The organism is Brucella sp. IR068, from assembly GCF_049065885.1.
GTDB classification, from domain to species: Bacteria; Pseudomonadota; Alphaproteobacteria; order Rhizobiales; family Rhizobiaceae; genus Brucella; species Brucella intermedia.
On the sequence record NZ_JBAKHE010000004.1, the window covers coordinates 1 to 13210 of the forward strand.

The following is a 13210-nucleotide window of genomic DNA, read 5'->3' on the forward strand; positions in this document are numbered from 1 at the left end:
CAACTCTCTAAACTGATACACATCAATAGAGAGCCAGTCTTCCTTTCCTCGTTCGATCTGAACAGAGCACGCGACCTAAAAATGTCGCATCTCTATCTTGCCCATCTGTCGCATCTGTATATTGCTGTTATACGCATCAATCAGATAATATGTATTATGGAACTATCTGATGTGAAGCGATGGACCCATCGCGATAGTGGTGGATATCGTCCCGGATGCGCGACGGCGATTAACGGCAGGATGCAGATTATAACAGGATCGCCGCTGAAACTGTGCATGTAAATTTCCAGCGAATCGAGCTGTTTTCAAGCGCATTCCAACTGACATTCAAATGTCGGAAATCGCGGGAAATGCGGCGTTTTCTGGGCACATCCAGATGGCATTCCGGCTTTGTAAATCAGATGAAAACCCGTGACCCCGTACCAGAAGTTAAGCGCGCGAATTACTCAAAAAATTGTGAATATATTAATTAAGTCAAAGTGTTGATAAGTTCTCTTGCAAGTGGCGATCTTATAAATAAGATGCGGGGCATTTCAAAAATTTCAAAGGAGGGGTTCTCACATGTATCGCAAATTTCTACTGACAGGTGTATGTCTTCTGGCGCTGGCCGGTGCTGCTTCAGCCGAAACCGTTCTCAATCGCGGCAACGACACCGACCCGGCGACGCTGGACCATCACCGCACCTCGACTGTGTCCGAAGGCAATGTCCTGCGCGACCTTTATGACGGCCTGACCATTCAGGACGCCAAGGGCGAGGCAATTCCCGGCGTTGCGAAATCCTGGGATATTTCCGAAGACGGCACCGTCTACACCTTCCATCTGCGCGACAATGCGAAATGGTCGAACGGCGACCCGGTTACCGCCGGCGATTTCCAGTTCACCTTCCGCCGCCTGATGGACCCGAAGACAGCCGCCGGTTATGCCAGCATGCTGTTCGTCATCAAGAATGCCGAAGACATTGCCGGCGGCAAGAAGCCGACCGACCAGCTCGGCGTGGAAGCCGTCGACGACCATACGCTCAAGGTGACGTTGAACTCCCCTGCTCCGTATTTCCTTGAGCTTCTGACCCACCAGACCGGCTTCCCGCTGCACCAGAAGAGCGTCGAGGCCAATGGCGACAAGTTCACCACGCCCGGCAAGATGGTGACGAACGGCGCCTATATGCTGGAAAGCTTCACCCCGAACGACAAGATCGTGATGAAGAAGAACCCGCATTACTACGAAGCGGATCAGGTGAAGATCGATACGATCAACTGGATACCGTTCGAGGACCGCGCAAGCTGCATGCGCCGTTTCGAGGCGAAGGAAGTGCAGGTCTGCTCCGACGTTCCGGCCGAGCAGATGGACTATGTGAAAAAGAACCTTTCCAAGGAATTCCGCCTGGCGCCTTATCTCGGCGTCTACTATCTGCCGGTGAAGGGCAAGACCGCCGACAGCAAGCTGAAGGACCCGCGCGTCCGTCAGGCTATTTCGCTAGCCATTGACCGCGATTTCATCGCCGATCAGGTCTGGCAGGGCACGATGCTGCCCGGCTATTCGATGGTTCCTCCCCATATCGCCAATTATGTTGAAGATGCGCCAAGGCTGAAATATTCCGACGATATGCTGGAGCGTGAAGACAAGGCCAAGGAACTGTTGAAGGAAGCAGGCGTCGAACCGAATACGCTTTCGGTCGAACTGCGTTATAACACTTCGGAAAACAACAAGAACACCATGGCTGCCATCGCCGACCAGCTTGGCAATATCGGCATCAAGGCTTCGCTGAACGAAACCGAAGGCGCGACCTATTTCAACTACATGCGTGACGATGGTCCGTTCGATATTGCCCGTGCTGCCTGGATCGGCGACTACAACGATCCGCAGAACTTCCTCTACATCAGCCAGAGCGACGTGAGCTTCAACTATTCCAAGGTGAAGAACGCCGATTATGATGCGTTGATGGAAAAGGCTGCAAAAACCCTTGATCTCAAGGAACGCGCCAAGACGCTTGCCGAAGCCGAACAGCTGAAGCTCGATGAACTGAGCAATATTCCGATCCTCTATTATTCGTCGCGCGCCCTTGTTTCGGACAAGGTCGAGGGTTGGACCGACAACCTGATGGATGTCCACAAGACGCGCTGGCTTTCCTTAAAACAATAAATTTTCAGCTTGGGCTGCGCTTATCGGCGCGGCCCATTTTTTCTTCCGGCAGTTCCGGAAGGCCCTTTTGCGGGGCGAACATTTTGTAAAAAAGTATATGGGAGTTTTTCATGGTTCGCGGAATTTTGATGACAGGCGTTTGCCTGATGGCGCTGGCAGGTGCCGCATCGGCAGAAACAGTGCTCAACCGGGGCAACGATACCGATCCCGCCACGCTGGACCAGCAACACACGACAACAGTTTCGGAAAACCGTGTCCTGCGCGACCTTTATGAAGGTCTGCTTGTGCAGAACGAGAAGGGTGAGGCCATTCCTGGCGCCGCATCCTCATGGGACATCTCCGAAGACGGCCTCATCTACACGTTCCACATGCGCGAGAACGCCAAGTGGTCGAATGGCGATCCCGTCACCGCTGGCGATTTCGAATTCACTTTCCACCGCATCATGGACCCGAAAACCGCCGCCGGTTATGCCAGCGTCCTTTACGCCATCAAGAATGCCGAGGAAGTCGCTACCGGCAAGATGCCGCTGGACCAGCTGGGCGTGAAGGCGTTTGACGACAAGACTTTGCAGATCACGCTCAAGAACCCTGCCCCTTACTTTCTGGAACTGCTCACCCACCAGACCGGTTTTCCGCTCAACCGGAAAGCGGTCGAGAAGTTCGGCGACAAGTTCACCCTGCCCGGCAATCTCGTGACCAATGGCGCCTATACGCTTGTCAGCTTCAATCCCAATGACAAGATTTCCATGAAGAAGAACCCCAACTACTGGGATGCTTCCAATGTGAAGATCGATGCAGTGAACTGGATACCGTTTGAAGACCGTGCAAGCTGCATGCGCCGTTTTGAAGCGAAGGAAGTCGATATCTGTTCCGATGTTCCGGCCGAGCAGATGGACTATGTGAAGAAGAACCTGAGCGGCCAGTTCCGCCTCGCCCCATATCTCGGCATCTATTATATCGACATCAAGGGCGAGCCGTCGAGCAAGCTGCGCGATCCGCGTGTGCGCCGGGCCATTTCCATGGCTATCGACCGCGATTTCCTCGCCGATGAAGTCTGGCGCGGCGTCATGCTGCCAGCCAGTTCCATGGTGCCGCCCGGCATCGTGAATTACGTCAAGGACGCTCCGAAGCTGGATTTCGCCGATGCGGACATTCTGGACCGTGAGGACAAGGCCAAAACGCTGCTGAAGGAAGCCGGTGTCGAGCCGGGAAGCCTTTCGGTGACCCTGCGCTACAACACTTCGGAAAACCACAAGAATACCATGGCGGCCATCGCCAATATGCTGGGCAATATCGGCATCAAGGCCACGCTCAACGAGGTCGAGGGTACGACCTTCTACAACTACCTTCAGGAAAAGGGGATGTTCGACATTACCCGCGACGGCTGGATCGGCGATTACAATGATCCGAATTCGTTCCTGGAGCTTTATACCACCGGCAATTATTTCAATTACGCCGAATGGTCGAACAAGGATTACGACGCGCTGATGGCGAAATCCGCCACGACGACCAATCTCGCTGACCGGGCAAACATTCTCGCAGACGCAGAGAAAATCCTGCTCAGCGAGGGGGCCGTCGTTCCGCTGATGTATTATTCGTCCACCGCGCTCGTTGCCGACCGTGTTCAGGGTTATGAAAACAACCTGATGAATTCGCACGGCACCCGCTGGTTATCCTTGAAGAACTGAAAACACAAGAAAAACAAGGCCCAAGAAGCATTTTCCAGCCAAAGGCGCGAAGCGGTTTTGCATAAGGAAAATGCATAAAACAAAGAGTTTGGGATTTGCCGGACCGCTGCACGGCGGTTCGGCAAAGAAGGGAAAAGAACATGCTGGGCTATACGCTCCGACGATTGGGTAGTGCGATACCCACGATATTCATCATCATCACGCTGACATTTTTTGCGATCCGGCTGGCGCCCGGCGGACCTTTCGACCTTGAAAGGCCCATCGACCCCCTGATCCTGGAAAACCTCAAGAAGGCCTATAATATGGATGCGCCGCTATGGCAGCAGTATCTGATTTATCTGGGCAATCTTCTGCATGGCGATCTTGGACCGAGCTTCACGCGCCGCGACTTCTCCGTGAATGATCTCTTCGCTTCCGGCCTGCCGGTATCGATCGTTCTCGGCACGCTCGGCCTGACGCTTGCGGCAATCATCGGAACGTTTCTCGGCACGCTTGCAGCCCTGAAGCAGAACTCGACCATCGACTATTTCGTCGTGGCGCTCGCCACTTTCGGCATCACCACGCCGAACTTCGTCGTGGCCCCTCTCCTCAGCCTTCTGTTCGGTGTCATTCTCGGCTGGGTTCCGGCGGGCGGCTGGTCCTCGGCCAATATAACCTACTGGATACTGCCGGTCCTTACCCTGGCACTGCCGCAGGTGGGCGTCATTGCGCGTCTCGTGCGCGGCGCAACGATCGAGGCGCTGCGCGCCAATCACGTGCGCACGGCGCGCGCCTATGGCCTGCCTTCCCGCGTGGTTGTCGGCGTGCACGCCTTGCGCGCCGCCATGCTTCCCGCCGTTTCCTATCTCGGCCCCACCGCCGCCGGCCTTCTCACCGGTTCGGTCGTGGTCGAGACGATCTTCGGCATCCCCGGCATCGGCCGTTACTTCGTGCAGGGCGCGCTCAGCCGCGATTACACCCTCGTCATGGGAACCGTTGTCGTCATTTCGATCTTCATCGTGGTTTTCAACCTGATCGTCGATCTTCTTTATGCATGGCTTGATCCGAGGGTTCGCTATGACTGATCTTTCCGTTCCGACCGAAACAGCCCGGCTGGAAGTTCCAAGCCGCTCCCTCTGGCAGGATGCATGGCTGCGCCTGCGCAAGAACAGGGCCGCCGTGGCGAGCGCCATCGCCCTTCTCGTGATGGCTTTTCTGGGCGTGTTCGGCCCCATGCTGAGCCCGCATCCCTATGACAAGATCTATCCGCAGTTCGTGCGCGTGGCTCCGAGCCTCGAAGCCTATCCGCGCGCGGATACGATCATGCCGGGCCTTGAACGCGAACTGGCCCGTGCACGGCTGAAAGCCGCCGGCGAACCGGAATTGACCGGCAACAATGTCGTTGTCAATTTCACCTCGCAGCGCCCGACAGATGACCGCGTGCTGCGTTATTTCCAGCGTTCCGACCTGTTCAGCAATCCCAAGATCGATATCGCGTCCGATGGGTTGTCGGGCAAGCTTACGCTCGACGTGACGCGCAACTATTTCCTGCTCGGCACCGATAATCTGGGCCGCGATCTGATGACCCGCATCTTCGTCGGCGTTCGCATGTCGCTTGCCATCGGCCTGCTGGCTTCCGCCATGTCGCTGATCCTAGGCGTGTCCTTTGGTGCCATCTCCGGCTATCTGGGCGGGCGCATCGACAATGTGATGATGCGGTTTGTCGATATCATCTATTCCCTGCCCTTCATCTTCTTCGTCATATTGATGCTCGTCTTCTTCGGACGATCCATTTTCATCATCTTCATCGCCATCGGCGCGACGGAATGGCTGGATATGGCGCGCATCGTGCGCGGACAGACATTGAGCCTCAAACGGCAGGAATTCGTGCAGGCGGCGGAAGCGCTCGGCGCGACGCGCAGCGGCGTCATTACCCGCCACATCATCCCGAATGCGCTGGGCCCCGTCATCGTTTTCGTGACGCTTCTGGTGCCGAAGGCAATCCTGCTCGAAAGTCTCCTTTCCTTCCTCGGTCTCGGCGTTCAGGACCCCCTCACCTCTCTGGGGCTGCTGATTTCCGAAGGTGCCCAGAACATGCGCGGCGCCAGCTGGCTATTGATCTGGCCTGCCATCACGCTGACCACAATCCTGTTTGCGCTGAACTTCCTTGGCGACGGCCTGCGCGACAGCCTTGACCCGAAGGATCGCTGAGATGACAAGTGAAAACATTCTGAGCGTGCGCGACCTGAAGGTCACTTTCGACACGCATGATGGCCCGGTCGAAGCCGTGCGCGGCATCAATCTCGACGTGAAAGCGGGTGAGACCATCGCCATCGTGGGAGAATCCGGTTCGGGCAAGAGCCAGACGACGATGGCGATGATGGGCCTTCTCGCCCAGAACGGCAGGGCTACCGGCCAGGCGCTCTATCGCGGGCAGGACCTGATCGGCATGCCCGAAAAGAAGCTCAACACCATCCGGGGCGCAAAGATCACCATGATCTTTCAGGAGCCCATGACATCGCTCGATCCGCTTTATCGCATCGGCGACCAGCTTGCAGAGCCGCTCCGCTATCATCGCGGATTGAGCAAGAAGGATGCGCGCCCGCGTATTCTCGAACTGCTCAGGCTCGTCGGCATTCCCGAACCGGAACGCCGCATCGACAGCTATCCATATGAACTGTCGGGCGGCCAGCGCCAGCGCGTCATGATCGCCATGGCGCTCGCCAACGAGCCGGATATCCTGATCGCCGACGAACCGACGACCGCGCTCGACGTCACCATTCAAGCGCAGATTCTCGACCTTCTGGCCAATCTGCAGAAGCGGCTTGGAATGGCGGTGGTTTTCATCACGCATGATCTCGGCATCGTGCGGCGCTTTGCCGACCGGGTTTACGTGATGCGCTCCGGCGAAGTGGTCGAAACGAACGAGACGGAAAAGCTATTCACCGCGCCCGAGCACGCCTATACGAAGATGCTGCTCAACGCCGAGCCGGAAGGCGAAAAAGCCCCTCCCCGCGATGATGCGCCGGTTCTCATTCGCGCCGATAATGTGAAGGTCAATTTTCTCATCAGCAAGCCGTGGCTTGGCGCCGCCAACTACCTCACAGCCGTCAACAATGTCTCGCTGACGCTGAAGCAGGGCCAGACCATCGGCATTGTGGGCGAATCCGGTTCGGGCAAGTCCACGCTGGGGCGCGCCATCCTGCGGCTGATAGCCTCCGAGGGCCGCATCGCCTATCTCGGGCAGGAATTGCCGCACGAGCCGCAAGCAATGCGCCCCAAGCGCCGTGAATTGCAGCTCGTCTTTCAGGACCCGTTCGGCTCGCTGAGCCCGCGCATGACGGTCGGACGCATCATTACCGAGGGGCTTCTGATCCACGAACCGAACCTTTCGGCAAAGGAACGCGACCGCCGCGCGCAGGAGGCGCTGAAGGAAGTCGGCCTCGATCCGGCCATGCGCAACCGCTATCCGCACGAGTTTTCAGGCGGCCAGCGCCAGCGCATCGCCATTGCGCGCACGATGATCCTGAAACCGCGCGTCATCGTGCTCGATGAGCCGACAAGTGCGCTCGACCGTTCGGTCCAGAAGCAGATCGTCACGCTTCTGCGCGACCTGCAAAAGGACCATGGACTGTCCTATCTCTTCATCAGCCACGACATGGCGGTCGTGCGCGCCGTCTCGGACTATGTGATCGTGATGAAGAACGGCAAGATCGTCGAACAGGGCGACACCGAACAGGTCTTCGACCGCCCGCGCGAAGACTATACCAGGGCCTTGATGGCGGCGGCGCTCAGCGAAGAACGCTTCGGCACATGACGAGCCAGAGGAAATGGGCCTGAAATTCAGGCCCATTTTCATTGCTGACCAGAGGGTTCAGGCGACGCTGTGCAGTTCGGTGCATACCTTGTTGCGTCCCAGATGCTTGGCGCGATAAAGCGCGGCATCCGCCCGGTGGAACACGGTCAGGAAATCACGGTCTCCCGGCGTACAGAATGCGATGCCCGCACTGGTCGTCGTGGAAAAATCTCCGGCCAGAGCTTCAAAAACTGTCGCCGCGAAGGCCTTGCGGATCGCATCCGCCATGGCGAGAACCTCGCTGTTCTGCTTCTGCCGCAGGACCAGGACGAATTCCTCGCCGCCGACACGGGAAATCAGCGCCTCGCATCTGACATGGCTGCGCAGGACATTGGAAAAGGTTCCAAGCACCTCATCGCCGATGATGTGGCCGTGCGTATCGTTGATCGACTTGAACGCATCGAGGTCGAAGATCACGACGGAATCCCCGAGCTGCAATTCATTGTCGGTCAGCACATCGTAAAGGGCGCGCCTGTTCAGCAAACCGGTCAGGCTGTCGGTGCGCGCATCATTGGCATGGCGGCGCGCAATACGCGACTGGGTGAAATTCAGCGACAGGGCGCCAATGCCCGTAATCCCGATGATGGCCGTTATCGCATTGATATTTTCAGCCCAGTTGCTGGGAATGGCGGTCATCACCCATTGCCGTTCATAAAGGATCACGGCACCGCACAGAAAGAACGAGATCGCCGTCAGGACATAAAGCGCGATCATGCCTGTCACGGGCACCGGCGCCTCGCGATAGACATGGAAATATTCCTTCGCGGTCAGCAGGAGCAACAGGGCCGATGTCAGGTTGAAAATTGCCGTGCCGGTGCCCGTCTGTCCCGCCAGGATCGGCAGCACCGTCGCGCTGATGACGGCAATCGCCAGAACGATCAAAAAGCGGCTGCGAACCGCACGGCCCGAAATCTGCCGCGAACCGAGGATCAGCAGTATGAAGCCAAGGCTTTCGAGGGTGAAGGCAATGATGGAGGCCGTGGCCAGCGGCAACGGACCGGCATAATAAAGCACCGCCCCCGTGCCGAGCAGGATCATGCCAAGGCAACCCCATAACAGGAAGCTGTCGCGGGAGTTCTGGTACCAGACACTCAGGATCGTCAGGGCCACTGCCAGGGAGCAGATACCCGCCGCAAAAAACAGAGTATTCTCGTCAAAACCCAAGGATGCGTTCCCCCAACCGCAAGATGCTGCCCGACAGAGTGTAATTCAGCTCTTTGTAATAAGCGATAAGCAATGTGCCTGTGCGTCTCTCCTGGCAGCCCTTGTCATTTCAGGCGCCATTTCCATCAAATTGACAGGGTCCTGCCCCTAAACCCCAGAAGCTGAAAACTTTTTTATTCCGGCCACTTGAACGGCCGTGGCGGCTTACTAAATCGACGCCGTCACACTAACATTTTCGTTCGATCAAATGGAGGTTCTGATGAGCGACCGTTTGTTTGACAGCCCTGTATTTGTTAAGGATGGGCCCTATCTCATTCGCGAAATTGCCTGCGTTGAAGATGCAATAGATTATCTTTATGAATGGCCGGAGCATGACCGCGATGTCATATATGAAATGACATGGAAGGCATGTTGTGATGCGCAGAACGGTCTCAAACCCCTGCACGTCGCGCGCCATGCGGTAGCAGGCTTCGCCCTCAAGCGAAATATTCTCGAAGAACCGCAAACAGCAATTCCGTGGGCACCGAACGTTCGATCTGGCGGCGGCAGAGTTCCGGCATAGGAGCTTCGCTCATGCACTGGTATTTTATAATAGAGGGTACGATCCTTGCGGCTTTTCTGACGGTGACAGCCGCGCTGGTATGGAAAAACCTGCGCAGGCACTGATTATCCAAGGCAAAACCCCGGCACCGATGGGCCGGGGTTTTGCATTTCTGGATAGACGTGCATCTCCAATGTTCGGTTGAAACGGGAAATGCCCTCTCCTCCAGGCTACATCATGCTGCCAGCGAAGCCATGTCGATGACGAAGCGGTAGCGCACGTCACTCTTCAGGACGCGTTCATAGGCTTCGTTGATCTCCTGGATATTGATCTTCTCGATTTCGGAAACGATGTTGTGCTGGCCGCAGAAGTCCAGCATTTCCTGCGTTTCCTTGATCGAGCCGATCATCGATCCCGCAAGCGACTTGCGGCCCGGAATGAGCGAGAAGGCATGCACAGGCACCATATGTTCCGGCACGCCGACAACAACCATGGTGCCGTTTACCTTGAGCAGCGCAAGATAGGCATTCCAGTCGATGGCGACGCCAACCGTGCAGATGATGAGGTCGAACGTTCCGGCCAGCTTCTGGAAGGTGGCAGCGTCGCTGGTGGCGTAATATTCATGGGCGCCGAGCTTGAGACCGTCTTCCTTCTTGGAAAGCGACTGGCTCAGCACCGTCACATGCGCGCCCATGGCATTGGCGAGCTTGACGCCCATATGCCCGAGCCCGCCCATGCCGATGATCGCGACCCGCTTGCCCGGACCTGCATTCCAGTGGCGCAGCGGCGAATAAAGCGTGATGCCCGCGCACAGCAGCGGAGCTGCCGCATCGAGCGGAAGATTGTCGGGCATGGAAAGGACATATCCTTCCTTCACGACGATATGGTCCGAATATCCGCCCTGCGTCCGTTCCTTTCCTTCGGCGTCGAAGGTGTTGTAGGTCTGGATGAGGCCCGGAAGATATTGCTCGTTGTCGACATCCCGGCTGGCGCAGCCGACGCAGGAATCCACGAAGCAGCCGACGCCGACCTTGTCGCCGACCTTGAATTTGGTGACCGCATCGCCGACGGCAGTCACGACGCCCGCGATTTCATGTCCCGGAACGATGGGATAAACGGCATTCTTCCATTCATTGCGAACGGTATGGATGTCGGAATGGCAGACGCCGCAATACTGGATCGAGATGACCACGTCATCCGCGTTGGGCTCGCGCCGTTCAAATGTGAACGGAACCAACGGCTCGTCTGCATCCGTAGCAGCATAACCTCTTGCTATGGCCATGATAGACTCCATTTATTGGATTGGGGAAGCAGGCGGAATATGCCGGAGACACGGGCAGATGCGGTAGACCGATCCTGCAAGCTTCTTGCACGATCCTGCAAAACTGCCTGTTTCGCGATTGCCGATACCGACCCGCTTGCGCAATAATTGCTCTATTCCACATCGTCTGAACCGGATCATCCATGACGTCATTGACAGAGACCTATAACGAGCTTGCCGCTCTCGCGGAGCGTTTCACCGCACAGGACGGCGAATACCGCATGCCGATCGAAGGTCTGTCGATCAGCAGGCGCACGACACCAAGCATACCGTGCCACAGCAGTTACAGGCCCTGCCTCGCCATGGTGCTGCAAGGCGCAAAATCGCTGCGCCTCGGTTCCGAAACGATCAACTATACCAAGGGCGAGTATCTGGTGACGTCGCTGGACCTGCCGGTCACATGGCGGGTGGTGGAGGCGAGCCCGGAAGCGCCGCATCTGTGCCTGGCGCTCGCCATCGACAGCGAGAAACTGACCGATCTGATCGGCCGCGTGGATGTTCGCAGACGGATGCTAGCCGATGGGGATCAATGGGGAATAACCGTCAATGCCGCGCCTGCGGGCCTGCTGGATGCAGCCTTGCGCCTGCTGCGCCTTCTCGACAACCCCGACGATATTCCGGTGATGGCGCCCCTGATCGAACAGGAAATCCTCTATCGCCTTCTGACGGGTCCCGGCGGCGAGCGACTGATCAACATCGCCACCGCCGACAGCCAGGCCAACCGTATAGCGCGGGCTATCGCATGGCTTCGCCAGAACTTTGCCGCACCGTTGCGGATCGAACAGCTTGCCGAACACGTCAATATGAGCGCGTCGTCGTTTCATCACCATTTCAAGGCGATCACGGCGATGACGCCGGTACAGTATCAAAAGCAGCTCCGCCTCAACGAAGCCCGCAGGCTGATGCTGGTCGAGCGGCTGGACGCCGGTACGGCAGGCCATCGCGTCGGCTATCAAAGCCCGTCGCAGTTCAGCCGCGAATATAGCCGCTTCTACGGCAACCCGCCGATGCGCGACATCGAAGCCGCCTGAATGACAAAACGGCGGAACTATCATTCCGCCGTTCTTTAAAGAGCATCCCGAAAAGTGTGAAACGGTTTTCGGGAAAGATCGCCCAAAACAATGGGACAGAGCGCCGATCTGATCCCGTCAGATCGGCGCTTTGTTGTCAGTGGGTCTGGCTGTTGCGGACCGTTGCAACATCCGCCGCCTTCACCGGCCCGGCGCTGTTGCCCCATGCGGAGCGCACAAAGGTAGCCAGTTCGGCAACTTCATCGTCCGTCAGGCGGTCGGCGTAGCCCTGCATCACAAGGCGCATCGGACGCTTTGCCGTGGACGGAACCTCGGCGCCGTGCAGGATGATCGAGATCAGCGGCTTCGTTTCCGAACCTGTCACCAGATCGTTGCCGGCAAGCTCGGGGAATATCCCCGGAGCGCCCCTGCCCGACACGAAATGGCAGGCAGCACAGTTGTCGAGATAGAGCCGCGCACCAAGCGGCATATCCGGAGAGGCTTCGGTCAGCATCTTTGTCGTTGCTTCACCGGCGGCATCAGCCGGGGCGGCTGGCAATGCCTTGGATGCCTTCACGGCAAACTCCTGCGGCACTTCAACGGCAGCACCGTCAATCCCCTTCAGGAATGCGGCGATCGCCAAATTGTCGGCATCGGTGAGATGCTGAAGCGAATGTTCGACCGCAAGGCCCATTTCGCCATTGGCCGTGGAGTAGGAATTGCGGCCTGTTGCAAGATAGGTCGCCAGTTCCTCGATGGACCACTTCTGCGGAGCGGAATTTGCGCCGCGCAGCGACGGTGCGTTCCAGCCATCGACGACGCCGCCGGTGAGGAAGTCCTTGTCACCGACTTGCGTGCCGCTCTGCGCCATCAGCGGATTGCGCGGGCTGTGGCAGGCGGCGCAGTGAGCCGGGCCCTCGACCAGATACTGGCCGCGATCCTGTGCTTCCGACTTGCCTGCGGCCTTGAAGCCCGCTTCCTGACCGAGAGCCAGCCAGTTCCATGCACGAATGCCGAAACGCATGTTGAACGGAAAGCCGAGCTTGGTTTCCTGAACGACATTGTTCACCGGCTCGACCTGATGCATGAAATAATCATACAGCGCGCGGACATCTTCCTCGGTCAGCTTGCGATAGTTCTCGTAAGGCATTGCCGGATAGAGATGTGAGCCATCGGCACGAATGCCGTCATAGAGAGCGGCGCGGAACTGATCGAGCGTCCAGTTTCCGATGCCGGTTTCCTTGTCCGGGGTGATGTTGGTCGTCCAGATCGTACCCATCGGGCTTGCAATCGGGCGTCCACCGGCAAAAGGCTTGCCGCCTTCCGCCGTGTGGCAGGCCATGCAGTCCGATGCATACATGACATACTGGCCCTGCCCTTCGGCAGGTTTCCAGTCCGCCGCCAGTTCCCTGGTTGGCTTCGTCAGCTGTACCGGCACGAAGATGAAGGCCAGCAGCGCGACAATTCCGATGACGACGAGAGCGCCGATTATGCGAAGAAAAGTCTTCATCA

Annotated in this window: 11 protein-coding genes; 8 read left to right on the forward strand and 3 right to left on the reverse strand. The window is 57.6% G+C overall.

The window, feature by feature from the left end; all coding sequences use genetic code 11:
* From ACOWVS_RS07840 to ACOWVS_RS07865, 6 genes are all read left to right on the forward strand, one after another.
* Positions 1–282: hypothetical protein (locus ACOWVS_RS07840; protein ID WP_420972997.1), on the forward strand; the 282-nt coding region annotated here is incomplete at its 5' end.
* A gap of 279 nt (positions 283–561) precedes the next feature.
* Positions 562–2139, forward strand: a complete 1578-nt coding sequence (locus ACOWVS_RS07845; RefSeq protein ID WP_075041912.1) for a peptide ABC transporter substrate-binding protein — start codon at positions 562–564, stop codon at positions 2137–2139.
* A gap of 110 nt (positions 2140–2249) precedes the next feature.
* Entirely contained in the window at positions 2250–3827 is a 1578-nt protein-coding gene (locus ACOWVS_RS07850; protein ID WP_075041911.1) for a peptide ABC transporter substrate-binding protein, read from the forward strand.
* A gap of 140 nt (positions 3828–3967) precedes the next feature.
* Positions 3968–4891, forward strand: a complete 924-nt coding sequence (locus ACOWVS_RS07855) for an ABC transporter permease (protein WP_021586012.1) — start codon at positions 3968–3970, stop codon at positions 4889–4891.
* Entirely contained in the window at positions 4884–6017 is a 1134-nt protein-coding gene (locus tag ACOWVS_RS07860) for an ABC transporter permease (RefSeq protein ID WP_075041910.1), read from the forward strand. Before ACOWVS_RS07855 ends, ACOWVS_RS07860 begins: the two co-directional genes overlap by 8 nt.
* A gap of 1 nt (position 6018) precedes the next feature.
* Positions 6019–7623 carry an ABC transporter ATP-binding protein gene (locus ACOWVS_RS07865; RefSeq protein WP_006471343.1) on the forward strand — a complete coding sequence of 535 codons (1605 nt, stop codon included), beginning with the start codon at positions 6019–6021 and terminating at the stop codon, positions 7621–7623.
* A gap of 57 nt (positions 7624–7680) precedes the next feature.
* Here the strand turns inward: ACOWVS_RS07865 and ACOWVS_RS07870 are convergent, their stop codons facing one another.
* Positions 7681–8826: a GGDEF domain-containing protein gene (locus tag ACOWVS_RS07870; RefSeq protein ID WP_063620423.1), complete on the reverse strand. Its 1146-nt coding sequence runs from the start codon at positions 8824–8826 to the stop codon at positions 7681–7683.
* 259 nt (positions 8827–9085) lie between these two features.
* On the opposite strand from ACOWVS_RS07870, the gene ACOWVS_RS07875 reads away from it, so the two are divergent.
* The gene (locus ACOWVS_RS07875) at positions 9086–9388 is read left to right on the forward strand and encodes a DUF982 domain-containing protein (RefSeq protein ID WP_063620422.1); all 303 of its coding nucleotides are present in this window, start codon (positions 9086–9088) and stop codon (positions 9386–9388) included.
* A gap of 214 nt (positions 9389–9602) precedes the next feature.
* On the opposite strand, the gene ACOWVS_RS07880 is transcribed toward ACOWVS_RS07875, so the two are convergent.
* Positions 9603–10649, reverse strand: coding sequence for an NAD(P)-dependent alcohol dehydrogenase (locus ACOWVS_RS07880; RefSeq protein WP_006471347.1), 1047 nt, complete (start codon positions 10647–10649; stop codon positions 9603–9605).
* 182 nt (positions 10650–10831) lie between these two features.
* Between ACOWVS_RS07880 and ACOWVS_RS07885 the strand changes: the two genes are divergently transcribed.
* A complete protein-coding gene (locus ACOWVS_RS07885; protein ID WP_075041909.1) occupies positions 10832–11719 on the forward strand; it encodes an AraC family transcriptional regulator in 888 nt (295 codons plus the stop codon).
* A gap of 136 nt (positions 11720–11855) precedes the next feature.
* Here ACOWVS_RS07885 and ACOWVS_RS07890 read toward each other — a convergent pair whose 3' ends face one another.
* Positions 11856–13208 carry a cytochrome c gene (locus ACOWVS_RS07890; RefSeq protein WP_075041908.1) on the reverse strand — a complete coding sequence of 451 codons (1353 nt, stop codon included), beginning with the start codon at positions 13206–13208 and terminating at the stop codon, positions 11856–11858.
* Between the last annotated feature and the right edge of the window lie 2 nt (positions 13209–13210).

Coding starts and splice junctions, on each gene's coding strand:
- ACOWVS_RS07890 (WP_075041908.1), bottom strand. CDS start 13,208: ATGAAGACTTTTCTTCGCATAATCGGCGCTCTCGTCGTCATCGGAATT.
- ACOWVS_RS07885 (WP_075041909.1), top strand. CDS start 10,832: ATGACGTCATTGACAGAGACCTATAACGAGCTTGCCGCTCTCGCGGAG.
- ACOWVS_RS07865 (WP_006471343.1), top strand. CDS start 6,019: ATGACAAGTGAAAACATTCTGAGCGTGCGCGACCTGAAGGTCACTTTC.
- ACOWVS_RS07875 (WP_063620422.1), top strand. CDS start 9,086: ATGAGCGACCGTTTGTTTGACAGCCCTGTATTTGTTAAGGATGGGCCC.
- ACOWVS_RS07850 (WP_075041911.1), top strand. CDS start 2,250: ATGGTTCGCGGAATTTTGATGACAGGCGTTTGCCTGATGGCGCTGGCA.
- ACOWVS_RS07880 (WP_006471347.1), bottom strand. CDS start 10,649: ATGGCCATAGCAAGAGGTTATGCTGCTACGGATGCAGACGAGCCGTTG.
- ACOWVS_RS07860 (WP_075041910.1), top strand. CDS start 4,884: ATGACTGATCTTTCCGTTCCGACCGAAACAGCCCGGCTGGAAGTTCCA.
- ACOWVS_RS07855 (WP_021586012.1), top strand. CDS start 3,968: ATGCTGGGCTATACGCTCCGACGATTGGGTAGTGCGATACCCACGATA.
- ACOWVS_RS07845 (WP_075041912.1), top strand. CDS start 562: ATGTATCGCAAATTTCTACTGACAGGTGTATGTCTTCTGGCGCTGGCC.